The sequence below is a fragment of the Pseudomonas sp. R11F genome, from assembly GCF_050312575.1.
GTDB classification, from domain to species: Bacteria; Pseudomonadota; Gammaproteobacteria; order Pseudomonadales; family Pseudomonadaceae; genus Aquipseudomonas; species Aquipseudomonas palleroniana.
Window position 1 is genome coordinate 37,529 of sequence record NZ_JBNPJU010000064.1, and the last position, 25,131, is coordinate 62,659.

Here is a 25,131-nt window from a genome sequence, read left to right on the forward strand (position 1 = left end):
CGCAAATACCGTTGTTTTGACCTCTGTCAGCCGCTTTGCGGCATTTCGCCGCGAGCCAGGCGCTGGTTGATCTGCGTGATGACTGCCGGCAGCTCCAGGAGGGTGTCGATCAGGTAGTGCGGACGCGAGCCTTCGAACAGGTGCCCGATGCGTTTGCGTTCGCTGGCCAGTGTGGCGCTGTCCAGCGCGCGGAACTGCTCGTAGGTCAGGCCAAGGGCATTGCCGGAACAGGTCAGGGCCACGGTCCACATCCCGGCGCGGCGACCTTCAAGAATGCCTGGCACGGTGTCGTCGACCTTCACGCACGCCGCCACATCATCGACCCCCAGCGCGATCACGTTGGCCAGGGCCTGGGCCGGCCATGGTCGGCCGTTGGGCACTTCGTCGGTGGCAACCACATGGTCCGCGATGTAGCCGTGGGTGGCGGCAAGGGCAACCACCTTGTCCATCACTTGCTTGGGGTAGCCTGAGCAGGAACCGATCTTGATGCCTTGCACGCGCAGCCGGGCGATGGTGTCGAGGGCGCCCGGGATCAGCGCTGAATGCTCGGCGATCTTTTCGATCTGCAGCGGCATGAAACGCTGGTAGATCGCGGTGACGTCATCGTCGGTTGGGCTGCGGCCGAACGCCTTGCGGTAGCGTTCAGCTACCTGCGGCTGATCGCACAAGGTGCGGATATGGTCCCATTTGCCCATGCCCATCGGGCCGCGGGCTTCGTCGATGGACACCTGCACACCGAACTCGGCGAAGGCTTCGACAAAGATCTGCGTGGGGGCAAAGGAGCCGAAGTCGACCACGGTGCCGGCCCAGTCGAGGATCACGGCCTGGAGGGTGTTGGGGGTTTGATAGTTCATGCCGGCGATCCCTGAGAAGAAAGATTGATATGCATGGATTGCAGTGCCTCGGCGATGGCGGCGACGGCGGCGTGCATGTCGCTGGCATCGACCTGGCCGATACAGCCCACGCGGAAGGTTTCCACCTGAGTCAATTTGCCGGGGTACAGGATGAACCCCTTGGCCTTGACCCGTTCGTAAAACGCCTTGAACTGGTAACGCGGGTCTTGCGGGGCGTGGAAGGTCACGATAATCGGCGCCTGGATCGCTGCCGGCAAAAAGCTGTGCAGGCCCAGTTCAGCCATGCCGTCCAGCAGCGCCTGGCAATTACTGGCGTAGCGTTGATAGCGCGCAGGCAGGCCACCTTCCTCGGCGTATTGCACCAGCGCTTCGTGCAGGGCTGCGACCACATGGGTCGGCGGAGTGAAGCGCCATTGACCGGTACTGGCCATGTAGCGGTGTTGGTCGAACAGGTCCATCGCCAAGGAATGACAATTACCCTCGGCGGCGGCCAGGGCGTGCTTTTGCGCAAAAACGAAACCCATGCCCGGCACGCCCTCCAGGCATTTGCCCGAAGCGGCAATGAGGGCGTCGAACGGCACCTCGCGGGCGTCGATCGGCAAGGCGCCGAACGAGCTCATGGCGTCGATGATCAAGCGCTTGCCGTGGTGCTTCACCACCTGGGCGATCGCCGCCAGCGGGTTGAGAATGCCGGTACTGGTTTCGCAGTGAATCAACGCGACGTGGGTGATGGTGGGGTCCGCCTGCAACAGGCGGTCCACGTCGGCGGCGGTGGTCGGCGCGTCCTCGGCGGTTTCAAAGGCCGTGAATGCACGGCCGAGCACTGCGCAGATCTTCGCCAGGCGTTTACCGTAGGCGCCGTTGGTCAGCACCAGTACCTTGCCGTTGCGGGGCACCAGTGTGCCGATGGCGGCTTCCACGGCAAAGGTGCCGCTGCCTTGCAAAGGCACGCAGTGGTGGCTCGCGGCGCCGTTGATAATCGCCAGCAACTGCTCGCAAACACTGGAGGTGAGTTGGTTGAAACGGTCATCCCATGAGCCCCAGTCCATCAGCATTGCCTGGCGGGTGCGGGCGGACGTGGTCAGGGGGCCGGGCGTGAGCAGAATCGGCGGGGTCATTGCAGCTCCTCGTGAAGCGGTCGAATCAATCTACGGCGCCTAAATTGCAGTTTGGCTTGTTATCAATCAAATTGTTTGTTGTTATGCGAGCTATCAGTGAGGCCGATAGCTATGAACCTGTTCCAACTGCGCGCATTCGATGCCGTGGCCCGCGAGGGCAGCTTTACCCGGGCGGCGGCACGGCTGTTTATCAGCCAGCCGGCGGTGACCGGGCATATCAAGGCCCTGGAGGAGCACTACCAGATCCCGCTGCTGCGCCGCACGGCACGGCGGGTGGAGTTGACCGAGGAGGGCACGCGCCTGGCCGCGATCACGCGGGCGATCTTCGGCCTGGTGGATGAGGCGCAGATGCTGCTGGAGGCCAACCGGCAATTGCTGACCGGGCGCCTGGAAGTGGCGGCGGATGGCCCGCACCTGGTGATGCCGATGATTGCCAGCCTGCGCGCGCGTTACCCGGGCATCACCGTCAACCTGCGGTTGGGCAATGCTCAGGAAACCCTGGCGGCGCTGCTGTCCGAGCATGCAGACGTGGCGGTACTGACCGAGGTGGAGCCGCGCCACGGCCTGCATTTGCAGCCCTTGAGTGAGTCGCGGATCTGCGCGCTGGTGCCGGCGGGCCATGCCTGGGCCAAGCAGCCTGGCGGCATTGACCTGGAGCAGCTCAACGAGGTGATCATGGTGCTGCGTGAACCCGGTTCCATCACCCGGCGTACCTTTGATGACGCCTGCCAGGCACGCGGTGTACAGCCCAAGGTGTTGCTGGAGCTGGACAGCCGTGAAGCGGTCACCGAAGCCGTCGCCGCGCAATTGGGCGTGGGCGTGGTGTCGTCAATGGAGGTCAGCCCCGACCCGCGGGTACGGGCGATTGCCTTGCAAGGTGATGGGCTGGTCAACCGGCACCTGCTCGGTTGCCTGGAGCGACGTCGCTCATTGCGCTTGATCCAGGCGTTTTTCGAGTTGGCCGCTTGACGGTTTTTTGGTGGATTGGAGCGTTCTTGCCCTATAAACTCTGCCCCCAAAGCGCCGGCCAGTAGACGTTTCGGCGCGATGGATAAAAGAGAGTGAGTCATGGGCGCACAGTGGAAAGTCAAACATAAAGAAGCGGCAGCCAATGCCAAGGGCAAGATCTTCGGCAAGCTGGTGAAAGAGATCACCATCGCCGCCCGTAACGGTGCCGACACCGCGACCAACGCCCACCTGCGTCTGGTGGTGGAGCAGGCCAAAAAGGCCTCGATGCCCAAGGAGACCCTGGACCGCGCCATCAAGAAAGGTGCCGGCCTGCTGGGCGAAACCGTGCAGTACCACCGTGTCACCTATGAAGGTTTTGCCCCGCATCAGGTGCCGTTGATCGTCGAATGCGTGACCGACAACATCAACCGTACCGTGGCGGAAATCCGCGTGGCATTCCGCAAGGGCCAGCTGGGTGCCTCCGGCTCCGTGGCCTGGGACTTCAACCATGTCGGCCTGATCGAAGCCTCGCCGGACACCCCGGACGCGGACCCGGAAATGGCCGCTATTGAAGCCGGCGCCCAGGATTTCGAAGACGGCGAGGAAGAGGGCACCACCCTGTTCATCACCGAGACCACCGACCTGGACGCTGTGCAGAAAGCGCTGCCGGAGCAGGGGTTCACCGTGCTGTCGGCCAAGTTGGGCTATCTCTCGAAGAACCCGGTCAGCGGCTTGACCGATGAGCAGATGGCCGAAGTCGAAGCCTTCCTGGAAGGCCTGGACAACCATGATGACGTGCAGGATATGTTCGTCGGTTTGGCCGGCTGATCTGCAACTCGAGAGATAAGGTCAAAATGTGGGAGGTGGCTTGCTCCCTTCCACAGGGTTTCAGTGCTGTTGTGCAGATTGCAGCAGCGCTTCAATTTCTTCAAAGCTTGGTCGGGCCATTACCTGCGGCTGACAGCAACGCTTTTGCAGCGCTACGAGTTCGCCGCTCCCGCCCGTTTCAACTCGCTCCAACAACTCCCCCAGCAACACCCCAAACGCTCTCACTTCGATACGTTGCAACGCCCTGGTTTCCAACGTGTCCGCCATAGCATGGAACGAGGCCGCGCCAAAATCGCCCAACAGGCAATCGCCCGCTGCATTCCACAAGATATTGTGCGCGTACAAGTCGCCATGGGTGATGCCCTGCCGATGCAGGTGCGCCGCCACCGACGCCACGCCCCGCAGCATGCGCAACGCCACCTCAAGGCTGAAGCGGGTATCGGCTTCGTAGATATCCCGGGTGCAAGAGTCCCAGCTGGGCAGGGCGGCCAGGTTGCGGTAACTCGCATCGATCAGGTCCATGACCAGCGCGGCCTGGTCGTCGGGGTGGCCGACGACGCGGCCCTGTACCTTGATCAGGTTCGGGTGCAGGCCCGCGGCGATACAGGCTTGCATTTCGTGCAAGGGGGAGCCGTCGCTGGTGATGGTGCCTTTGTACAGCTTGACCGCGACAGGTTTGGCCAAAGGCTTCCACAGGGCTTTGCGGATGATCCCGGACGCGCCCTCGCCGAGTACCTCGGCCAGTTCCAGCTCAGGCCAGGGAATACTCGCCGTCGTGTGCTCATCGGCCGTTACCGCCGCCATTTCCACCGGGTTACCGGCATAGGCCAGCCAGGTCAGGCTCGGTAGGTTCAGCAGCCATTCGGGCAAATGGGTGAAACGGTTGGAGGCGATGCGGATCAGCTCGAGGTTGTGGCAGTGGGCCAGGCTTTGCGGCAAGTGCTCCAGTTGATTGCCGGCCAGCATCAGCTTTTGCAGCAGCGGCCGCTCTCCCAGTTCGTGGGGCAATTGGCGGATGCAATTGTCGGTGAGAATCAGCCAGCGCAGCCGCGGTGGCAGGGCGGCGGCGGGCACATGGCTGATCTGGTTGGCCTTGAAGCCGATCATGCTCAGCTGGGCGCATTGGCCCAGGCATTCCGGCAACTCGGTAAAGGCGTTGTTCGAGCAGAACAGGATGCGCAAGTGGGTCAGGCGGTGAAGATCGTCGGGCAGACTGCTCAGGGCATTGCCGGTGAGGTTGAGGATCTCCAGGGAATCGGCCAGTTCAAATATTTCCGGCGGGAATTCGGTCAGCCCACAGGACAGGTCCAGGCGTCGGGTGCCGGCCAATTGGCCGGCCTTGAGTTGGGCGAGGGTATTCATGAACGGCGCGATCACTCGGCAAGGTAGGTGTAAATGCCGCTCATGATACCGGGTCGGATGCCCATTGCGGGCAGACCGTTTGTAATTGACTCAGGCGGCTCGCCGTGCGGGCCAGATCGATGGCCTGGCCTTCCATGGCGAGCGGCAGGGGCTGGTGGCCGATCAGGGTCAGGCGCTTATCGCGGTCGTAAAGCACGTCCACCAGGTTGATAAAACGCTGTTGCACGGCGATGGGGCATTCTGCCAGTTGGGGCAGGCCGTCGATGATCCAATGGTCGTAGTCCTGGCACAGCAGCAGGTAATCCATCACCGCCGTGAGTTGCTCGCACAGGTCGTTGAAGGTGAAAGCGATGGTACGGGCCTGCCGATGGCGGTAAGTCAATTGCCGGGTGCCGACGCTCAAGCGGTGCGGTGGTGAGTCGGTGGCGGGCAGTCCAAGGTCTTCGCGCTGCTGCGCAGTGCCCGGCCATACATATTGCCCTTCGGTAAACCGTTGTTCGGCATGGGTCTGGGGCAGGCTGCGGAAGTCCTGCGGCGAACTGACCTCCAACACGTCCATGCGTGCGGCGATGAGGTCGATCACCGGCTTGAAGCGTTCGTGGTAAAGGGGGTTGGGCAGTAACCCTTCGGGGGGGTAATTGGACGTCACCAACACCCAGATGCCCCGCTGGAACAGCGCCTTGAACAAGCGGCTGATCAGCATCGCATCGCCGATGTCGTGGACATGGAACTCGTCGAAACACAGCACGCGACAACCTGCCAGCAGTTCATCCAGGGTGACGGCCAGGGCATCGGTGTGTTCGCGGTGCTGGAACATGCCCCGGTGCAGGCGGGCGAAAAAATCGTGGAAGTGCACGCGCTGCTTCTCGTCGATCGGCAGCGCCTGGAAAAACCCATCGAGCAGCCAGCTTTTACCCCGCCCCACCGGGCCATGCAGGTACAGGCTGCGTGTGCGCTGACCGCCGAGCAGTTGCCGGGTTTCTCGGGCCAGGGCGGCAATTGCCTGGGTCTGGCCGGTACTGAGGGTGTAGCCCTGTTGCGCGGCTTTTTGTGCAAAGAAAGCGGCGATGGGCGAGGTGTCCGAGGCGTCGGTTTTTTTACCCAGCAGGCGTTGGATCAGGGAAAGCACGGCCAATACGAGTCGCTCTGTGTTTCGGGGGTCGCTTACTTTAGGGGCCTGGGCGCGATTTGACCAATAGAGAAGCAGGCAAGCCGTTATCTCAAAAAGGCATGACGGGTGGGGGATCCCGCGCAAACTGGCAGATTCTTGCTAAATGACTAACCTCATACAAAGTTTGTACCCCTGTATAAGGAATTGGGGCTGTGAAGGGACACACAGTATTGGCCGTCATGGGCGCCATGCTTGGCAGTACGGTCTACGGCGCGCAACTGCAAGTGGTGGTGCGCATCGACGTACAGCGCGGCTGCCAATTGGTGGGCACCACCCGCAGTGCCGGTATCGAACAGCTGGGTGTGCTGGACTTCGGCAGTGGCCCGCGCCTGGACGACCCGGCCGGTCCCTTGAGCGCGGCCCTGATCAGCCAGCGTCAACCGCGCCTTGAATGTAACCCCGATACGCCCTACCAAGTGCGCGTGGACGGTGGCCTGCATGGTGGCGTCGGTGAAGTGCGTTACCTCGCCAACGCTGCGCCTTCGGCTCGCCCCATTCCCTATCGCCTGTACGCTGACGCCGCGCGTCGCATCCCCTTGCCTGTAAATGAACCGTTGAGCGGGCGCGTGCCGGACTCCGGCAGCGTCGACCTGCCGCTGTATGGCCGTATCGAACCGTTGAGGGATATTCCCGCCGTCGGCCGCTATTCCGACCTGCTCAAGGTCACCGTCACATGGTAAGCCGGGGTTGGGCCCTGATAGCCGTGGGCGGCTTGTTGCTGCTGGCGGGTGACGCTGAGGCGGCGGTCAGTGGGCAGATTCAGGCGCGCCTGGTGATCACGGCCAGTTGCGAGGTGAGCAAAGGTGGGGTGACGACGCCGCTCAATGCTACAGGCGGCGCCGCCATGCTCGACTTCGGCAGCCAGGGCCCGACCTGGACCAACCCTGTGGGCGCGGTCGTTACCGATGTGACCAAGGCACCGTTGTCGGTGTCCTGCAACCCGTCGGTGGTGAGCAGTTTTAAAGTGACCATCGACGGTGGCACCAATGGTGACGGCACTGTCCGGCGCCTGAGCAATGGTCGTCAGAGCATTCCGTATCAGTTGTCGGCCGATCCGCTGGGGAGAATCTCCTACAGCATCGGTCAGCAACACCATTTCGTCATGACCAAGGGGACACACATCCCGATCCTGTTATTCGGCTTGGTGGTGGCGAATACCAAGGCCTTACCGGCCGGCATCTACACAGACACCCTGACGGTGACTCTGGATTGGTAAACCATGAGGATGAACATCATGCATGCACTTGTCTCCAAAGCAGTTTTCCCCTTGATGGCGCTGGCGTGGGTGTCGGCTGCGCAGGCGGCCACGGTGGCTGGCACGGTGACCTCCACCCTGGTGTTGACCAGCAGTTGCCTGGTCAACGGTGCGGCGGCGACCGGCGGGATGAGTTTCGGTGCGTTGAACTTCGGTACCGCCAATAGCCTGTTCACCCAAGCGACCGGCCAGGTGCTGGGCGGCGGCGGCGGAGCGTTGTCGATCTTGTGTTCGGCCGGTACTTCACCCTCGTTGACGGTGTCTGCAGGGGCCAACGATGGCAAGTCCGCCGGTGGCGGGCGTGCGCTGTATGACGGGGTGGCCAATTACGTGCCCTACGACCTTTACACCGACAGCGGTCACTCGAACCTGTTGGCCATCGGTGGGGTGATCAACCTGGCGCCGAGCACCGGGGTTGCCCAGGCCGTGAATATCTACGGCAAGGCTACCGGCAAGGCGGGGCTGCCGGCCGGCACGTACACAGACACCGTTGCCGTGACCCTGACCTTCTAAGTGCATGAATCGCGTTGGGTGGGCGGCGTTGCTGGTGTGCCTGGGCTGGGGAATGCCGGTGTCGCTGTTGGCGGTGACCAGCCAGTCGTTCCAGGTCAGTGCGACGATCACCCCGGGATGCCTGGTGGTCGGCGGTGGCACGAATTACGGCAGCCTGGCGTTCGGCACGTACTCAGCGCTGGCGACCAGCACCGCGTCCGTCGCGCTCACCGGGGGTGTGACCTTGCAATGCACGCCAGGGGTTGCGCTGAATATGAGTGTCGACGGCGGTTTGTATAACGCCAGCGGCCGGCGGATGCAGCTCAATAGCGGCACCGCCCAAGTGGCTTACCAGTTGTTTCGGGACGCGGCCTTCAGCCAGAGCCTGGGGATCAGCCAGAGCGTCAGCGTGACCTACAGCAACGCCAACAACATCACTTTGCCGATTTATGGGCGAGTGCAGTTACCGGGCAACCAGCCTGGGGGGACGTACAGCGATACGCTGCAGGTGCAGCTGTCGTGGTAAAGCGATCGGCACAAGGAGTGGGATTTATGGATGCAGCTTCCCGGCGAGGATGGATCGCGGGTGTTATCAGCATGATGGTACTGGGCGTGGCGAATGTGCAGGCTGCCAGTTCCGTGTTGATCTGGCCGATTGACCCGGTGCTGGAGGCCGATCAACAGGCCAGCGCCCTGTGGCTGGAGAACCGCGGCACCGAGACCGCAAACCTGCAAATCCGTGTGTTTGCCTGGACCCAACAGGGTTTCGACGAGCAGTACCACAACCAGCGCGACGTGATCGGCAGCCCGCCGGTGGCGAAGATCGAGCCGGGGCAGAAGCAACTGGTGCGCCTGACCCGTACCAAAGACGTGCCGCCGGGCCAGGAGCTGGCCTATCGCATCATCATCGATGAAATCCCATCGGCCACACCCATCGCCACGCCGGCCGATGGCAAGACCGCTGCAGCTATCCGCTTCCAGATGCGTTATTCGGTGCCACTGTTCGCCTATGGGCCGGGCTTGTGGAGCAAGGACGACGGCACCCGTGATCGCGACCCGAAAGGGGCGGGCAAACCGGACTTGAGCTGGAAGAAGGTCACGGTGGGCGCACGCAGCTACGTCGAAATGCGCAACCAGGGCGCCGTGCATGCGCGTTTGACCGATGCCGCGTTCAAACAGGGCGGCCAGCCCCGGCCGCTGGTGGAGGGCTTGTTGGGCTACGTGTTGCCGGGCGCGACCATGCGCTGGCCGGTGCCGGACGGGTTACCCGTTGATCAGCCGCTACAGGTCCGCATCAATGGTGCAACGCAGCTGGAGAGCCTGGCGCCGGGGCGGTAGGGCAATGCGCTAGGGCATGGAGCAGCCCCGGATGTTAACGGATGGAGATGTCCATTGACGGACACAAAGTAGTGGTGAGCCAAGGTCAGGCTCGAGGGTTATGGCGAAGGGTGTGGGTGGGGGGCTTGTCCGGCCTGGCGCTTGCGCCGCTGGGCATGGCTGCACCGTTGCCACCACCGCCCAGCAGCATGGAGGCTGTTGCTGATGCGCAGTTGTTCCTGGAACTGGTGGTCAACCAGCAGGACACCGGCCGTGTGGTCGCGGTCAATCAGAGAGCCGGGCAATTGTTCCTGCCGGCCTCGGTGTTGCAAGAGGTGGGCATGAAACTGCCTGCCGACGTCGGCAGCGAAATCGCGCTGGATAACCTGCCGGGCCTGCACAGCGACTACGACAGCCAGGGCCAGCGGCTGGTGCTCACCGTGCCGCCCCCCTGGTTGCCTGAACAGTTTATCGGCAATCGCGACAACTCCCCACGCACTCCCGCGTTGACCAGCTTTGGCGCGATGCTCAACTACGACGCCTATCTGAACGACACCGATGACGCGGCTACTTACCTGGGCGTCTTCAACGAAGTGCGGCTGTTCGATACCTGGGGAACCTTGTCCAACACCGGGCAGTACCGCGCCACCATTGGTCGTGAGACCGTCGGCAGCAGCCTGGATAACGGTTACCGACGGTATGACACCACCTGGCGGTTTTCCGATGATGAACGCCTGCTGACCTACGAAGCGGGGGATGTGATCAGCGCCGCGTTGCCCTGGAGCACTTCGGTGCGCCTGGGCGGGGTGCAGGTGTCGCGGGACTTTGCGGTACGCCCGGATCTGGTGACTTACCCATTGCCGCAATTCTCGGGCGAGGCGGCGGTGCCGTCGTCGGTGGATTTGTTCATCAATGGTTATAAAACCAGCAGTGCGGATTTGCAGCCAGGCCCCTACACCTTGACCAACGTGCCGTTTATCAACGGCGCTGGGGAAGCGGTGGTGGTCACCACCGACGCCTTGGGCCGACAAGTGTCGACCACGGTACCCTTCTATGTCACCAGTACGCTGTTGCAACAGGGCTTGTCGGACTTTTCGGTAGCGGCGGGTAATCTGCGTCGCGACTACACCGTGCGTGATTTTGGTTATGGCCCTGGGCTGGTCAGCGCTACGTTTCGCCACGGGCTGTCCGATGCCTTCACGTTGGAAAGCCACGCGGAAGCCTCTAACGACCTGACCCTGGGCGGCGTGGGTGGCAACCTGCGAATGGGCACCTTCGGTGTGCTCAACACGGCGATCAGCCAAAGCCAGTATGACGGCAGGACCGGCCAGCAATTGAGCCTGGGCTACCAATACAGCAACCCGCTCTATAGCCTGTCGTACCAACGGGTAGAGCGCCGCGATCAATACGCCGACCTGAGCCTGATCGACACGCCTTACGCCAGCCTCAGCAAACGCAGCCAGCAGGCAACCTTGAGTCTGAACCTCAAGGATTTCGGCAGCCTGGGCGTCGGTTATTTTGATGTGCAGGCGGCGGATGATTCACGCACGCGCCTGGTGAACCTGACTTGGAGCAAACCGCTGTGGCGCAACAGCAGTTTTTACCTGTCGGCCAACCATGAGGTGGGCGACAGCAGTTGGGCGGTGCAGGCGCAACTGGTGATTCCGTTCGACGTTTACGGCAGCCTCAGCGTCGGCAGCGAACGCAGCAAGACCGGGCAAAGCCTGCAGCGGGTCAATTACAGCCGCGCCGTGCCGGCCGAAGGCGGGGTGGGCGTCAACCTGGGTTACGCCAGCGGTGATGGGCCGGCTTATCGTCAGGCCGACCTGACCTGGCGTTTGCAGTCGGTGCAGTTGCAGGCGGGCGTGTATGGCAGCCGCGACAGCGAAACCCGTTGGGCGGATGCCAGCGGCTCACTGGTGTGGATGGACCATCAGGTGTTCGCCGCCAACCGCGTCAACGATGCATTTGTGGTGGTGAGTACCGATGGCTTCAGCGGTGTACCGGTGCGCTATGAAAACCAGGTGGTGGGCCAGACCGATCGCAACGGCCACCTGCTGGTGCCGTGGACCAGTGCGTACTACCGCGCCAAATACGAGATTGACCCGCTGAACCTGCCGGCCAGTGTGCAAGTCCCCAACGTTGAGCAACGCGTGGCCGTGCGCCGGGGCAGCGGTTATCTGCTCGAGTTCCCGATGCGTCGGGTGCTTTCGGCGAGTATCACGCTGGTCGATGCCCAGCATGCGGAACTGCCCCTGGGCAGCCAGGTACGTCATGAGCAGAGCGGCGCGTTGGCGGTGGTGGGCTGGGATGGCCTGGTGTACCTGGAAAACCTGGCGGCCCATAACACCTTGCAAGTTACCCTCGGCAATGGCCAGACGTGCCAGGCCACGTTTGAACTGGATACCACTCGGGAACAGGTGCCGCTGATCGGGCCGCTGGTGTGCCAATGACATAAGGAGTGTGCGTGTGCGGGTCAAGGAATGGCTGTGGGGGGTGTCGAGCTTGGTCGTATCGATTCCGGTGCAAGCTGCCTGTTCGGCGGTGGCCACCGTGCCGGCCAGCTTCGGCACGGCGGTCAGCTCGATGACGGTACGTACCACGTCCCAGCCCAGTTCGACCACCAACGGTGGCATCAACTGCACACCGGCGTTGCTGTCGGTACTGACGTCCGGTGATCACTTCTACGCGACCATTACCGGTTCGGCGCAAGGTGGCATGCTCGGGCCGACGGGTGATGTCATCAGCTACACGGTGTACGGCAACAACACCACCTCGTTCCCGATAACGCGGGGCAGCGCATTTGATTTCGGCGGCAGTGGCGGCATTGCCGCGAACTTGGGGCTGGTGTTCGGCCCCGGCACCAAAACCTTGCCACTCTACTTTGCCACCACCGTTGGCAGTAACGTGGCGGCAGGCGTGTACAGCGAGACACTGAGTATTTTATGGAGCTGGAATTATTGCGCGGGCATTGGCATCGGCGGTATCTGCGCAGGGCGCGATATCGGCAGTGGCACCAGCACGCTGAACGTCAGCATGACCGTTGCCAATGATTGTCAGATCACCACGCCGGCGATCGCGTTCGGCAGTGCGCCGGTGGTCAGCGCTTTCACCACCGTCAACGGCCAGGCCAGTGTTGCCTGCACCAAGGGCAGCGCCTACACCGTCGGCCTCGGCGACGGGCAGAACCCGGTGAGTGTGGGCGGACGACGGCAGATGATTTCCGGCAGTAATCTCTTGGCCTACGACATTTTTCAGGGCGCCGGCACCACCCGTTGGGGCAGCGTGGGCGCGTCGCGGCGCGCCAGTGCCTCGGCGGAAATCAACCCCGGCAACGGCCTTGGCACCGGCAGCCAGGTGTTCAACTACAACGCCCGGATCTACACCGACCAGACCACGCCACCGGGTGGCACCTACCTCGACAACGTGGTGCTGGATGTAGGGTTCTAGAACTTCAGCAGCGGCGTGCCCGGCTGGTCCGCAGGCCTGACCATGGCGTAGTTGTACCCGCCGCCGGACCAATACTGCGCCTCTAAACCGTCGGCACTGCGGCTGCCACGGGGCAGGAACCCGTTGTTCGGGCCGGGTGGCCGGATGTAGAAGCTGAGGCGGTGACCTTGTGCGTCCTCGTACAGCACCATGGCGGCCGCGCCTTGATCGGTCGTGAGCAGGCGCCCGCTGACCGGTTTGAAGCCCGATGGGCTGAGGTCGGGCAGGCGATGGGCGCGGTTGAAGTAACGGTCCAGCCACGCCTGCATGGCGCCGCCGTCCTGGGTCTGGTAGTCGGCCGGCATGATGCCGTCCTGGGCGAACAAGCGGAATGCTTGCATCGCATCGGCCATTGGTAACGTCGGCGCTTGAGTGGCTTCGCGGGCATGCCAGCCGCCCAGCCCGCCGAGGCTGACGGCGATCAACAGGACGGCGGCGCTGGCGACGTGGCGGCGCGTCTGATGCTTGAGGCGCCGGCGAATCAGTGCCGGGTCCAGCTCGGGGTTGGCCGGTTGTTGCAAGGTGCCGCTCAAGGACGCGCGCAGCAACTGCGCGTCGCGTTGCCATGCGTGCACTTGAGCCGCGGCGTCGGGGTGGGCGGCCAGCCAGGTTTCGAGCACACGGCGGTCGCTCTCCGACAACTGGTGGTCAACATAGGCATGCAAATCGCGTTCGCTGGGGGGCAGGCTGATCATTTGAGTATCCGCAGGGAAGGGCTGGCGATGTCGCCGTCGCTGAGTTGGCGCAAGGCTTGGCGTGCCCGGGACAGACGCGACATCACCGTGCCGAGCGGTACGTCGAGGATGTCGGCGACTTCCTTATAGCTCAAGCCCTCGACACTGACCCAGAGCAGCAGGGCGCGTTGTTCGGTGTTGAGCTGGTCGAAGGCTTGCAGGGTCGACTGGGCCATGACCGTGCGCTCTGCCGAAGGGTGCGCGTCGTCACGGCCGGTGAAGAATTCGAGCATGCGCGCATACCGACGGCTGCGCCGGTGAGCGTCGAGGAACTGCCGGTAGAGAATCGAGAACAGCCAGGCGCGCAGGTCACCTTCGCTGCGTCTATCGGCCCAGCGGGTGATTGCCCGTTCCAGGGTCGACTGCACCAGATCGTCGGCGCTGCTGGTGTTACGCGTCAGGGACACGGCAAAACGCCGCAACCTGGGGATGAGTTCACGTAACTGTTCGTCGAGTTCATGCATGGCAGTGGAAGTCTGGTCGGTTGTACTGAGGAAGACGCAGGCCCTTGTAGGTTATTCCATCAGCCGAGAAAAGAAATTCACTCTGTGTTGAGTCAGACGTTTCTGCATAGCTTGAGAGGCTGTAATCGCGGGAGTTGCCGTCTCTCCACCCTTGTAACTGCCAGCACGTGGTTGGCGGTGAAACGATGAGGGTGTGTCCATGACGTTGTCACCAACCGATAAAGCGTATTTTTCACCAGAAGCATTCGCTCATTTACCCGCCGCGCAGCAGTACATGCTTGAAGAGTGGGGCCGGGGGCCGTTGGTTCCGCTCGACGATAGCTGTGTGCACCACGCCATCGAAGCTCAAGCGGCACGGGCTCCTCAGGCCATAGCTGCGGTCGGTTTGGGCCAGCCCATCAGTTATGAACAACTCAACCGCCAGGCTAACCGCCTGGCGGTGCGATTGATCGAGCAGGGGGTCAAGCGCGGCGATACGGTGGCGCTGTTCGTCGAGCGGTCGATCCCTATGTTGGTGGGGTTGCTGGCGGTGATGAAGATCGGCGCGGCGTATGTCCCCCAGGACGCCAGGATCGTGCCGCCCGTGCAACTGGCAATGGTCCTCGACACATTGACCAGTCCGGTCATATTGACCCTGTCGAACCTGAGGGGACGTATCCCTGAAACACCGACGCAGCGCTGCGTGTGTCTCGATGACTTTCTCGCCGAAGAACCCTGGGTTGCCCAGGACAATCATCGTCTATTTGCCGTTACCTACCCGGACGATCTGTGTTTTGTGCTGTTCACGTCCGGCACTACCGGGCGCCCCAACGGTGTGCGCGTCACCCATCGCAACCTATGCAATATCCTGCTCACGGAACCGGGGCGGATGGGGATGGCGCCTGGCCGCACCGTGGGGCAGATCCTCAATATCGGTTTTGACATGGCCGCCTGGGAAATGCTTGGCTGCCTGGCCCACGGTGCGACCCTGCTGATCCGTGGCAAGGACATTGCGCAAACGGCAGCACAGTGTGATGTGTTGATCGCGACACCTTCGATCCTGGCCACGCTCGATCCGCAACGTTGCCCCAGGATCAAGCAGGTCGCCGTGGCCGGCGAACCTTGCCCCCAGACCCTGGCTGACCGCTGGGCCAGCCACTGCGATTTCTATAACGGCTGCGGGCCGACTGAAACCACCATCGTCAATACCTTGCACCGGCATGTCCCCGGCACATTGCTGACCATCGGCACACCGACGCCCAACAACACGGTGTATGTCCTCGATGCACAAGGGCGTGCCTGTGAACCAGGGCAAACCGGTGAAATGTGGGCCGGTGGCAAAGGTGTGACAGCCGGCTACCTGGACGATGCTCAACTGACTGCGCAGCGTTACCGGCCGGACCCGTTCCTGGGCGGCGATGCGAGGATGTTTCGCACGCGGGACCTGGGGCGCTGGACGCGTGACGGGCAACTTGAGCACCTGGGGCGTGTGGACGATCAAGTCAAGGTGCGCGGTTTTCGTGTGGAGCTGGATGCGGTGTCGGCTGCACTGGAAGCCGGGGAGGGATGCGTACGCGCCGTCACGCTGAAACTGGACGAGCGAAACCTGATCGCCTTCGTTTCACCGGCCAGCGCCGATATTGAATCTTGCCGGCATCAGAGCGAACAACGCTTGGCCTACTACTGCGTGCCGTCGGCGATCTATGCGCTGGAACAATTGCCCCTGACGGCCAGAGGCAAGGTCGACAAAGCGCTGTTGCTGCAATGGGCGCAGCAAAGGCAGGACGTGAAGGAGGCCGGTCATGTTTGATGCACTGGCCCGAGCCCAGATTCCTCCCCAGCCGAGGTTCTGGCGGCGCCTGCGCGCGTGGTCGGTGTTTTCCTATTACAACCGTCTCTTTGCACTGGTCATCGCCTGCAATGCAGGGGTGCTGTGGCTGGGCGCGGGGGTGCAGGCCATGGGGACGCAGGCACTGTCGACGATGGTGTTGATCAACCTTTCGCTGGCGACCTTGGTGCGCCAGCAATACCTGATCAATGGGCTGTTCTGGCTGGCCACCCGCGTGCCGCTGGGATGGCCGTTGGGCATTCGGCGCCGGGTGGCAAAGGTGTATCACTTCGGCGGGCTGCACAGTGGCGGGGCAGTGGCGGCGACAGCCTGGTTCTGCGCCATGTTCGGTATGCAGGTAGCTCTGTACTTGCGCGAGCCTGGTGATGCTTCGTCAAGCGCAATGTGGCTGGGTGCGGTGTTGATGGCATTGCTGTTGTTGATGCTGATCATGGCGCTGCCTTGGATGCGTGGGCATTTTCACAACGCTTTCGAGCGTGTTCACCGGTTTGCCGGATGGGGGGTGCTGCTGCTGTTTTGGGGGCTGACACTGACGGCATCCGTCGAAGATGGGGGGAACCCACTGTCCAGCGGTGCATTTTGGGTGCTGGTGTTACTGACCTTGAGTATCGCCCTGCCGTGGCTGCGCTTGCGCCGGGTGCCGATCGAAACGCTGCGGCCTTCCCGGCATGCGGCAATTGCACAATTGACCCACACCACACCGTTTGCCGGCTCATCCACGGCGATCAGCCTGAACCCACTGCTGGAATGGCATTCCTTCGCCAATATCCCTGCGCCGGATCAGGCGGGGTTTCGCCTGATCATTTCACGGGCTGGGGACTGGACGGGGCGGTTCATTGAGCAACCGCCTGCCCAGGTCTGGGTCAAGGGCATTACCACCGCCGGGGTCGCGAATGTGGAGACGCTGTTCAAGTCGGTGCTCTACATCGCCACCGGCAGTGGCATCGGTCCGGTCATGCCGCACCTGCTGGCAGGCAACGTGCCGATACGGTTGATCTGGTCGGCCCGCAGCCCGCGCAAAACTTACGGTGACGCATTGGTGGATGAAATTCTCCGGGCACAACCCCAGGCGCTGATCTGGGATACCGATGAGCGCGGTAAACCTGACCTTGTGCAACTGGCCTATGGCGCTGTCCAGGCTTATGGCATCGAAGCGGTCATCTGCATCGCCAACCAGAACCTGACGCAGCGTGTGGTGCAGGCGTTGGAAACCCAAGGGATACCCGCTTATGGCGCGATCTGGGATTCCTGAGAGCGTGGGGTCGTTGAAGATTATCAATCAGTGGAGGTGCTTATGAATGTATTGGTCGAACGTCATGGCCGAGTGATTCTGGTCAGGCTCAATCGCCCTGAAGTCAAAAATGCGCTGAGTTCGGCGCTGATGACCGAACTGGTTTCTTGTCTGGAAACCCTTGACCGAGATCCTGAGGTGGGCTGTTTTGTGATCACCGGCGGCACGGACTATTTTGCCGCGGGTGCCGACATTAAGGAGATGAGTGGCAAGTCCTATCTGGAGATGCTCAACGAAGACTATTTCGTCGGCTGGGAAGCGTTCACCCGGCTGCGTACGCCCACCATCGCCGCAGTCGCCGGATACGCTTTTGGTGGCGGATGTGAACTGGCGTTGATGTGCGACATGATTTTTGCCGCCGACACCGCCACGTTTGCTCAGCCTGAAATCAAGCTCGGCGTGATGCCTGGCATGGGCGCCACCCAGCGTTTGACAGGGTTGATCGGCAAGGCCAAGACCATGGACCTGATATTGACCGGCCGGCCGATGACGGCCCAGGAGGCCGAGCAGGCCGGGTTGGTGTCGCGTGTTTATCCGTCGGCGGCTTTGTTGGAGCAGGCGTTGGCGGTGGCGGCACAAATCGCTGGATTCTCTCGCACGGCCACCCGGGCGGCGCGAGAGGCTGTGGAGCAATCCCTTGAGGTGGGATTGCACGAGGGCGTGCGTCTGGAGCGCCGATTGTTCCACGGCCTGTTCGCCACGCCGGACCAGCAGGAGGGCATGCAGGCGTTCTTGGGCAAGCGCGCGGCTTCCTTTAACCAGAGGTAGAAGGGCGGCGCATCTACTTTGAAAATAACTACAGTAAAAGGGGAATAAACCTACATGGGATTCGTCTCATAGCTCATTTCCCCTACGGCCACGTGCCCTGGAGCTTTTCATGGTAGATCATTCATCACCGCCACGGCCGCCCCTCAGTACAGCCAGTCTGGTCGTCAGGCTGGCGTGTATTGGTGGTGTGGTGGCGGTTATGGCTGGGGCGTTTGCCTACGTCAATGGCACCCTCGACCCCCAGCGCCTGCGCCCCAAGACCTTGGTCAATGCCTTGGAAACCAATAACGGCCAGCACCCGGGCTTCCGGCGCAATCATGCCAAGGGCGTGTGTGTAGCTGGTTATTTTGAAAGCAGCCCTGAGGTGCGTGCCTACTCCAGTGCCGAGGTATTCAGCGCAGCGAAAACCCCGGTGATTGGCCGGTTTGCCCTGCCCAGCGGTAACCCTTATGCGCCGGACAGCAGCGTGCCGATCCGCAGTCTGGCCTTGCAGTTCAGCCAGGCCAACGGCCAGCAATGGCGCACGGGCATGAACAGCATGCCGGTGTTCCCGGTGGGCACGCCCGAGGCGTTTTACCAGTTGCTCAAGGCCGGCGCGCCGGACCCGGCCACCGGCAAGCCGAATCCTGCGAGCATGCCCGCGTTTTTCGCCGCACACCCGGAGACGGCGCCGTTCCTGGCGTGGGTCAAGACCGCCAAGCCGTCGGCCAGCTATGCCACGCAAACCTATAACGGCATCAATGCGTTTTACCTGGTAGGCACTGATGGCAAGCGCCAGGCCGTACGCTGGGGCGTGGTGCCGCAGAGCCAGGACGCAAGTGGTGACAGCGCGCCGCCGGGCAGCGATTTCCTGGAAACAGACTTGGTGCAGCGGTTGGCGGCCGGGCCGCTGCGTTGGCAATTGAACATGACCCTGGCCAACCCCGGCGACCCGGTGGACGACGCCAGCAAGCCCTGGACCGGTGAGCACAAGGTGCTCAACGCCGGCACCCTGGTGCTGCAAAGCAGCCAGCCCCAGGCGGACGGTGATTGCCGCGATATCAACTTCGACCCGCTGATTCTGCCCAGCGGCATCGAAGCCTCCAACGACCCATTGCTGGCAGCCCGTTCGGCCGCTTACGCCAGTTCCTACCTGCGCCGCGCGGGTGAAGTCAGCCCACTGCACAGCGCCCCACAGGAGTCGAAGCCATGAATGCTCAACCCAGGTTTTTCGCACCGCTGGCGCGTCTGCTGCATTGGTTGATGGCGCTGATGATCATCGCCATGTTGTTTATCGGCGCGGGCATGGTGGCATCCGTGTCGGAACGTCACGAGTGGCTGATTCACCTGCACAAGCCGCTGGGTATCGCGATTCTGGCGCTGGTGATCGTGCGCCTGGTGGTGCGTTTCTCGACCCGGCAACCACCGCTGCCCGCCGATTTGCCGCTGTGGCAAGTCTTGGCGGCCAAGGCGTCCCACCTGGTGCTGTACGCATTGATGCTGGTGTTGCCCTTGTTGGGCTGGGCAATGATTTCGGCGGCCGGCGATCCGGTGATGCTCAGCAGTTCGGTACAACTGCCGGCACTGGTAGGGGCGAACGCGCCATTGTTTGCGCTGTTGCGCAAGGCCCATGGTTATCTCGCTTACCTGTTGTTCCTGACGGTGCTGCTGCACCTGGCCGCAGCGTTGTTCCACGGCCTGATCCGGCGCGATGGTGTATTGCAAAGCATGACCGGCACCAAGGGCTGATGCCGGGGGCGGGGAGGTTAGCGCAGCGCCGTGACGATATCGGCCACGGTGCTCAAGACGTCCTTGCCCAATTGCTTGGAGCGCTCGCCTGACCAACCGGTTTTCGGGTTGGGCGCGTCGTCGTTGTCCTTGAAGGGCATCTCCAGGGTCAGCGACAGGCAGTCGTACTTCTCGCCGACGGCATTGCAGGCCAGCGTCATGTTGGCCTCGCCCGGCAGGTCGCGGGTGTAGCCGTGGGTGGTCTGGAAGTCGCGGGTCAACCCACTCAAGTGGCTGCGGAAGTGTTTTTCCAGTTTCTCGATACGCGGGGTGTAGCCGGGGTTGCCTTCGCAGCCGGCGGTGAAGACGTAAGGGATTTCCTCGTCGCCGTGGATATCGAGGAACAGGTCGACGCCATACTTTTCCATCTGCTGCTGGGCGAACAGCACTTCGGGGCTGGTTTCCTGATTGGCGCTCTGCCAGGCACGGTTGAGGTCCTGACCCATGGCATTGGTGCGTAGATGCCCATGGAAGGCGCCATCGGGGTTCATGTTCGGTATCAGGTACAGGTCGGCGACGGACAGCAGTTTTTTCAGCTCGGTATCACCGTCCTGTTGCAGGCGTTCGATGATGCCTTCCATAAACCATTCGGCCATGTGCTCGCCGGGGTGTTGCTGCGCGATGATCCAGACTTTGCGTCGGCCTTCGCCACCCTTGCCACGGCGCAGCAGCTGGATATCGCGGCCTTCGACACTTTTGCCGGTAGCGAGCAATTCAGTGCCGGCGCGATTCAGGGCCTGGTCGATCAGCCAGTCATGGCGTTCACGGCTGTAGGGTTCGAAGTAGGCGAACCACACTTGTTTCTCGCGAGTCTGGAGGCTGATGTGCAGGATTTCGCCATCAAAGCGCGTGGGCACGCGAAACCAGTTGATATGGTCGTACGAAGCCACGGCGTTATAGCCGCTCCAGGCATGTTTATAAGAGGAGCGGCCCGCATTGCTCAGGCGGAAGGTGTGGGTGTGCCCCACGTGCATGCCTTCAGCCTTGAAGTGGAACCATTGGAAGTGCGGGCTGCGGGTATCGGGTTTGATCGCCAGCAGCAACTGATAAGCGTCGCTGGCATCCAGGACCTGGATATTGCCGCTGTCGAAGTCGGTGCTGATCTTGATGGAGGTCAAGGCCACGGTCATAGTCTGGCTGCCTGATTATGAGTTGTTGTGGCGGATATCTTACACAGGCGCGAGGAAAAATCTGGATGCAAAATTGTTGCAGGGGGAGGGGGCGTCATCCTTGACGCTCTGGCAGCTTAGAATCTATGAGATTGATTCTCAAGCGCTATTTCTCAAAGATACGGGCTAGAGCGTTCATGCGACTTTCTTTGGTTGATGCTCTTTTGCTACCATGCGCGCCATCGAGCAACACACAGTCTTCATTAGCCTGAAGCCATGCCAGGGAAACTGGCAAAAAAAAGACCCGGCCAAAGAGCCGGGTCAAAAACCGTGATTAGCCTGATGAGGAGATATTCCAAGAGTCCGACCTAAGGTCCCTTGGTCTATCGACTGATCTCGCGATCAGCTGAGTCCAATAATAATCATTATCATTTGCAAGTCAAATGTTTTTATCCGTCGGATAGAAATATTTTTCCCGCGTGCCCGTCATGCCTTTGACTGCGGCACCGATGCCTGCAGCGACCGTTCCACCATCGCTTTGGCCATATCAATCAAATACACCACTGAAAATGCCAGGTCCCGTTGGTTGCCCTGATGGTTGCTCGCCGATTCGTAGGCCGTGGCTGCCGCGCTGCGCAACAGGTCTGAAGCGTGGATCAGGGCTTCCTCCTGGCTGATGCCCGGGTGGATGGCGAACAAAGCCTCTTCCGGCATCGATGCAGACATATCTTCTTTCAAGTAGAAGTCCAACGCGCGCTGGGCCGCGCCGCTGCTGCGCATGCCGTGCAGTTCATCGTATTCAGGTGTTTGAGCGAGTAAAGACGGGCTGGTCATCATAAGGGGCGCTACTCTGAGTGGGTGTCGAAAACCTTATGTTCGATGATAGTACGTATCGTATTTATGTCGTTTTATGGATTACTACAAACTGTTTATTGCCCTGGAAAATACGCAACGTATTGTCAGGCGCCATGGATAAATGGATAGCGCTGGTCAGAACCCACATGAGAGACCGCAAGGTCACGCAGGATCAATTGGCCGAGCGCCTGGGCATGTCCCAGGGGGGCGTTGGCCATTGGCTGAATAAACGCCGCGTGCCCAGCCTGGCGGACATGAACCGGGTGCTGAAGGAGCTCGGCCTGGGGTACCTGGAAGTCGCGCTTGAGGTTCGTGAACGAATCGATGAGGGGGCAGAGGCCCACGAGCAACGCTACAACCCGTATTTCCGCTACCCGGTCAGCGACTGGAAAGGGCTCTGTGAAATGCGCGAAGAGCGCGGCACCTACGCAACTGCGCGCTTTGAACCGACCGATTACCACGCCCAGGGCGAGGCATTCTGGCTACCCGTGATGGGGGACGCCATGACGGCGCCCAGCGGTCTGAGCATCGGCGCCGGCATGCTGATCCTGGTGGACCCGGCCATCGACGCCGCACCTGGCAAGCTGGTGCTTGCCCAATGGGCCGACAGCGCCCAGGCGACCTTTCGCCAGTTGCAGGAAGAGAGCGGCCAGCTCTACCTGGTACCGCTCAATCCCACTTACCCCAAGCAGGTATTCAGCGACGATTGCCGAATCCTCGGCGTCGTGGTGCAAGCCACCGCGAAGTTTTAGTCCGCCGTTTCCAGCTCCACCAAGGCACTGCCTTCGGCAACCATTTCACCTTCCTGGCAAAACAGCGCCTTGACCACCCCGGCCTGGGGGGCACGGATGCTGTGTTCCATCTTCATCGCCTCCAGCACCACCAACTGCGCCCCGGCTTCCACACTTTGCCCGACGTCCACCAGCACCCGCACGATACTGCCGTTCATGGGCGCCGTGAGGCCGCCTTGATGCGACTGGTTGGCCTCGACCGCCGCAATCGGGTCAAACAGGCTTACCGCATGCATCTCACCGCCCCAGCGCAGATACAGCAGCGCCCCCTGGCGCACCGCCAGATGGCTGCGACGCACGCCGTGCTGTTCGGTCAGCAACTGCTCATCGCGCCACTGCGATGTGCTGTCCGCCAGCGTCACCTGCCGGTCTTGCCCGCCGCAGCTCAAATGCAGGGAGACCTCGGCCGGCAGCCCGGCGCGGAACCCGCGTGTGTCCGCCCAGGGGCCATCGGCGGTCGGCAGGCTCTGCATGAAGGCCGAGCCTGCCATCTGCCAGAACTCATCGCTCAATGCGCCGGGCGGCGGCAACAGCTCATCCTGATAGCGCGGAATAAACCCGGTATCCAACTCTGCCGCCGCAAACGCCGGATGCCCGATGATCCGCCGCAGAAAACCCAGGTTGGTCTTGAGCCCGCCGACGGCGAATTCATCGAGCATGCTCAATAACCGCAACCGTGCCTGTTCGCGGTCTTCGCCCCAGGCAATCAGCTTGCCCAGCATCGGGTCGTAGAATGGCGAGACACTGTCCCCCTGGGCAACGCCGCTGTCCACGCGGCGGCCGGTGCCCGGCACCGACTCGCGATACAGCGCCAGATGCCCGGTGGCCGGCAGGAAATCATTGGCCGGGTCTTCGGCATACAGGCGCACTTCAATCGCATGGCCGATCAACGGCACCTGCTCCTGGGTGATCGGCAGTGGTTCGCCCTGGGCGACACGGATCTGCCAGGCCACCAGGTCCAGGCCGGTAATCGCCTCGGTGACCGGATGTTCCACCTGCAGCCGTGTGTTCATCTCCATGAAGAAAAACTCGCCGCGCGCGTCCAGCAAGAACTCCACGGTGCCCGCGCCCACATAACCGATGGCCTGGGCCGCACGCACGGCGGCTTCACCCATGGCTTTGCGTTGTTCCACGCTCAAGCCGGGGGCGGGCGCTTCCTCCACGACTTTTTGATGACGACGCTGAATCGAGCAGTCGCGCTCATTGAGGTACAGGCAGTGGCCCTGCTGATCGGCAAACACCTGGATTTCCACATGGCGTGGCTTGAGCAGGTACTTCTCCACCAGCATCTGCCCATTGCCGAAGGACGATAGCGCTTCGCGCTGGGCGGAAGCCAAGGCTTCGGCCAGTTGGCTGACGTCCTCGACCACCTTCATGCCCTTGCCGCCGCCACCGGCCGTGGCCTTGAGCAGCACCGGGTAGCCGATACTTTCGCAGGCGCTGCGGAAGGTCTCCAGGTCCTGGGCCTCGCCGTGATAACCCGGCACCAGCGGCACGCCCGCGGTTTCCATCAGTGCCTTGGCCGCCGACTTGCTGCCCATGGCGTCGATGGCCGAGGCGGGCGGGCCGAGGAAGATCAAACCGGCCGCTTCAATCGCACGCGCAAAGCCGGCGTTTTCCGAGAGGAAGCCGTAGCCGGGATGAATCGCCTGGGCGCCGCTGGCCTGGGCGGCGGCGATCAGTTTGTCGATTTGCAGGTAGCTGTCGGTCGCTTTGCTGCCACCCAGGTCAACGCGAATGTCTGCCTCGCGACTGTGGCGTGCATCGCGATCGGTGGCGCTGTGTACGGCCACGGTGGTCAGGCCCATGGCTTTGGCCGTGCGCATCACGCGACAGGCAATTTCGCCACGGTTGGCGACCAGTACGGTGGTCAGCTTGCTCATGAACGTGGCTCCTGCGCTTGCCAGCTGGGCGGGCGTTTTTGCAGGAAGGCGCGCAAGCCTTCCTGGCCTTCGGCGCTGACACGAATCCGCGCAATGGCATTTTCGCAATAGCGGCGCAGGGCCGGGGTGAGCGCGCCGTTGCCGACTTCGCGCAGCAAATCCTTGCTGGCGCGCATCGCGGCCGGGCTGTTTTGCAGCAGGTTGGCGACCCACTGTTCGACCTGCAGGTCCAGCTCACCGGCGGGGTAGCTTTCCGCCAACAGGCCGATTTCCCGTGCGCGCTGGCCGCCAAAGCGCTCGGCCGTCAAGGCATAGCGGCGCGCCGCGCGTTCGCCGATGGCTTGCACCACAAACGGGCTGATCACGGCCGGGGCCAGGCCGATGCGCACTTCCGACAAGCAGAACTGCGCATCATCGGCGCCAATCGCCATATCGCAGCAACTGATCAGGCCCAGGGCGCCGCCATAAGCCGCGCCTTGCACCACCGCCAGGGTCGGGATCTTCAGCTTGGCCAGGTTGTACATCAACTCGGCCAGCTCGCGAGCGTCGTCCAGGTTGGTGTGGTAGTCCAGCTCGGCCGATTGTTGCATCCAAGCCAGGTCGGCACCGGCGCTGAAGTGTTTGCCGCGCGCGCGCAGCACCAGAAAGCGCAGGGACGGGTCGGCCTGTACCTGGTCGAGGGCGATGATCAATTCACGGATCATCTCGGCATTGAACGCGTTGTTCTTGGTCTCACGACTGAGCCACAGGCTGGCGAAACCACGCGTGTCGGTGACCAGTTCGAGGGTGTTGAAATCGCTCATGGGG

At 62.2% G+C, this 25,131-nt stretch carries 25 protein-coding genes; 15 read left to right on the plus strand and 10 right to left on the minus strand.

The annotated features are described in order from the left end of the window. Positions 1–26: 26 nt before the first annotated feature. The gene (gene phnX, locus ACQRBV_RS18250; protein WP_161549195.1) at positions 27–854 is read right to left on the minus strand and encodes a phosphonoacetaldehyde hydrolase; all 828 of its coding nucleotides are present in this window, start codon (positions 852–854) and stop codon (positions 27–29) included. Next, a complete protein-coding gene (locus ACQRBV_RS18255; RefSeq protein ID WP_411985637.1) occupies positions 851–1,972 on the minus strand; it encodes a 2-aminoethylphosphonate--pyruvate transaminase in 1,122 nt (373 codons plus the stop codon). The genes phnX and ACQRBV_RS18255 overlap by 4 nt, the downstream gene beginning before the upstream one ends. A gap of 111 nt (positions 1,973–2,083) precedes the next feature. Between ACQRBV_RS18255 and ACQRBV_RS18260 the strand changes: the two genes are divergently transcribed. After that, positions 2,084–2,941, plus strand: a complete 858-nt coding sequence (locus tag ACQRBV_RS18260) for a LysR substrate-binding domain-containing protein (protein ID WP_244699619.1) — start codon at positions 2,084–2,086, stop codon at positions 2,939–2,941. A 99-nt stretch (positions 2,942–3,040) separates the two neighbouring features. Beyond that, positions 3,041–3,748: a YebC/PmpR family DNA-binding transcriptional regulator gene (locus ACQRBV_RS18265; protein ID WP_005789254.1), complete on the plus strand. Its 708-nt coding sequence runs from the start codon at positions 3,041–3,043 to the stop codon at positions 3,746–3,748. Between the two features lie 60 nt (positions 3,749–3,808). On the opposite strand, the gene ACQRBV_RS18270 is transcribed toward ACQRBV_RS18265, so the two are convergent. Both ACQRBV_RS18270 and zapE read right to left on the minus strand, forming a co-directional pair. Beyond that, positions 3,809–5,110, minus strand: coding sequence for a protein kinase (locus tag ACQRBV_RS18270; RefSeq protein ID WP_411985638.1), 1,302 nt, complete (start codon positions 5,108–5,110; stop codon positions 3,809–3,811). 40 nt (positions 5,111–5,150) lie between these two features. After that, positions 5,151–6,245, minus strand: a complete 1,095-nt coding sequence (gene zapE, locus ACQRBV_RS18275) for a cell division protein ZapE (protein WP_411985639.1) — start codon at positions 6,243–6,245, stop codon at positions 5,151–5,153. Between the two features lie 215 nt (positions 6,246–6,460). Here zapE and ACQRBV_RS18280 point away from each other — a divergent pair, with 215 nt between their 5' ends. The 7 genes from ACQRBV_RS18280 to ACQRBV_RS18310 are packed head-to-tail and all read left to right on the plus strand — an operon-like array spanning position 6,461 to position 12,795. Further along, positions 6,461–6,961 (plus strand): Csu type fimbrial protein, encoded by a 501-nt coding sequence (locus ACQRBV_RS18280; RefSeq protein ID WP_427877926.1) that lies wholly within the window; start codon positions 6,461–6,463, stop codon positions 6,959–6,961. Continuing rightward, positions 6,955–7,497, plus strand: coding sequence for a spore coat protein U domain-containing protein (locus ACQRBV_RS18285; RefSeq protein WP_411985640.1), 543 nt, complete (start codon positions 6,955–6,957; stop codon positions 7,495–7,497). Before ACQRBV_RS18280 ends, ACQRBV_RS18285 begins: the two co-directional genes overlap by 7 nt. A gap of 18 nt (positions 7,498–7,515) precedes the next feature. Then, complete coding sequence (locus ACQRBV_RS18290; protein ID WP_060756929.1) at positions 7,516–8,049, plus strand: Csu type fimbrial protein; 534 nt, start codon at positions 7,516–7,518, stop codon at positions 8,047–8,049. A gap of 4 nt (positions 8,050–8,053) precedes the next feature. Continuing rightward, positions 8,054–8,554 (plus strand): Csu type fimbrial protein, encoded by a 501-nt coding sequence (locus ACQRBV_RS18295; RefSeq protein ID WP_411985641.1) that lies wholly within the window; start codon positions 8,054–8,056, stop codon positions 8,552–8,554. Positions 8,555–8,580: 26 nt separating this feature from the next. After that, positions 8,581–9,366, plus strand: a complete 786-nt coding sequence (locus tag ACQRBV_RS18300; RefSeq protein WP_411985642.1) for a fimbrial biogenesis chaperone — start codon at positions 8,581–8,583, stop codon at positions 9,364–9,366. 41 nt (positions 9,367–9,407) lie between these two features. Beyond that, positions 9,408–11,798, plus strand: coding sequence for a fimbria/pilus outer membrane usher protein (locus ACQRBV_RS18305; RefSeq protein ID WP_411985643.1), 2,391 nt, complete (start codon positions 9,408–9,410; stop codon positions 11,796–11,798). 16 nt (positions 11,799–11,814) lie between these two features. Next, positions 11,815–12,795 (plus strand): Csu type fimbrial protein, encoded by a 981-nt coding sequence (locus tag ACQRBV_RS18310; RefSeq protein ID WP_411985644.1) that lies wholly within the window; start codon positions 11,815–11,817, stop codon positions 12,793–12,795. On the opposite strand, the gene ACQRBV_RS18315 is transcribed toward ACQRBV_RS18310, so the two are convergent. Continuing rightward, positions 12,792–13,529 carry an anti-sigma factor family protein gene (locus tag ACQRBV_RS18315; RefSeq protein WP_411985645.1) on the minus strand — a complete coding sequence of 246 codons (738 nt, stop codon included), beginning with the start codon at positions 13,527–13,529 and terminating at the stop codon, positions 12,792–12,794. The two genes, ACQRBV_RS18310 and ACQRBV_RS18315, sit on opposite strands and share 4 nt — an antisense overlap. After that, positions 13,526–14,032, minus strand: a complete 507-nt coding sequence (locus tag ACQRBV_RS18320; protein ID WP_161549189.1) for a sigma-70 family RNA polymerase sigma factor — start codon at positions 14,030–14,032, stop codon at positions 13,526–13,528. The genes ACQRBV_RS18315 and ACQRBV_RS18320 overlap by 4 nt, the downstream gene beginning before the upstream one ends. Before the next feature lie 199 nt (positions 14,033–14,231). Between ACQRBV_RS18320 and ACQRBV_RS18325 the strand changes: the two genes are divergently transcribed. From ACQRBV_RS18325 to ACQRBV_RS18345, 5 genes are all read left to right on the plus strand, one after another. Beyond that, positions 14,232–15,821, plus strand: coding sequence for an amino acid adenylation domain-containing protein (locus tag ACQRBV_RS18325; RefSeq protein WP_411985646.1), 1,590 nt, complete (start codon positions 14,232–14,234; stop codon positions 15,819–15,821). Then, complete coding sequence (locus ACQRBV_RS18330) at positions 15,814–17,112, plus strand: hypothetical protein (RefSeq protein WP_411985647.1); 1,299 nt, start codon at positions 15,814–15,816, stop codon at positions 17,110–17,112. Before ACQRBV_RS18325 ends, ACQRBV_RS18330 begins: the two co-directional genes overlap by 8 nt. Positions 17,113–17,154: 42 nt before the next feature. Continuing rightward, a complete protein-coding gene (locus ACQRBV_RS18335) occupies positions 17,155–17,919 on the plus strand; it encodes an enoyl-CoA hydratase-related protein (protein WP_090370131.1) in 765 nt (254 codons plus the stop codon). A 109-nt stretch (positions 17,920–18,028) separates the two neighbouring features. Then, entirely contained in the window at positions 18,029–19,111 is a 1,083-nt protein-coding gene (locus ACQRBV_RS18340; RefSeq protein ID WP_244385526.1) for a catalase family peroxidase, read from the plus strand. Then, positions 19,108–19,647: a cytochrome b gene (locus ACQRBV_RS18345; RefSeq protein WP_060756733.1), complete on the plus strand. Its 540-nt coding sequence runs from the start codon at positions 19,108–19,110 to the stop codon at positions 19,645–19,647. The genes ACQRBV_RS18340 and ACQRBV_RS18345 overlap by 4 nt, the downstream gene beginning before the upstream one ends. A 17-nt stretch (positions 19,648–19,664) precedes the next feature. Here ACQRBV_RS18345 and ACQRBV_RS18350 read toward each other — a convergent pair whose 3' ends face one another. Then, positions 19,665–20,816 (minus strand): M14 family metallopeptidase, encoded by a 1,152-nt coding sequence (locus ACQRBV_RS18350; RefSeq protein ID WP_205343618.1) that lies wholly within the window; start codon positions 20,814–20,816, stop codon positions 19,665–19,667. Between the two features lie 465 nt (positions 20,817–21,281). After that, complete coding sequence (locus tag ACQRBV_RS18355) at positions 21,282–21,632, minus strand: DUF6124 family protein (protein WP_411985648.1); 351 nt, start codon at positions 21,630–21,632, stop codon at positions 21,282–21,284. 131 nt (positions 21,633–21,763) lie between these two features. Between ACQRBV_RS18355 and ACQRBV_RS18360 the strand changes: the two genes are divergently transcribed. Continuing rightward, positions 21,764–22,402: a LexA family protein gene (locus ACQRBV_RS18360; protein WP_244699593.1), complete on the plus strand. Its 639-nt coding sequence runs from the start codon at positions 21,764–21,766 to the stop codon at positions 22,400–22,402. Here ACQRBV_RS18360 and ACQRBV_RS18365 read toward each other — a convergent pair. Further along, on the minus strand, positions 22,399–24,324 hold the full coding sequence (locus ACQRBV_RS18365) for an acetyl/propionyl/methylcrotonyl-CoA carboxylase subunit alpha (protein ID WP_411985649.1): 1,926 nt from the start codon (positions 24,322–24,324) through the stop codon (positions 22,399–22,401). The two genes, ACQRBV_RS18360 and ACQRBV_RS18365, sit on opposite strands and share 4 nt — an antisense overlap. After that, positions 24,321–25,127, minus strand: a complete 807-nt coding sequence (locus tag ACQRBV_RS18370) for a gamma-carboxygeranoyl-CoA hydratase (protein WP_411985650.1) — start codon at positions 25,125–25,127, stop codon at positions 24,321–24,323. The genes ACQRBV_RS18365 and ACQRBV_RS18370 overlap by 4 nt, the downstream gene beginning before the upstream one ends. Between the last annotated feature and the right edge of the window lie 4 nt (positions 25,128–25,131).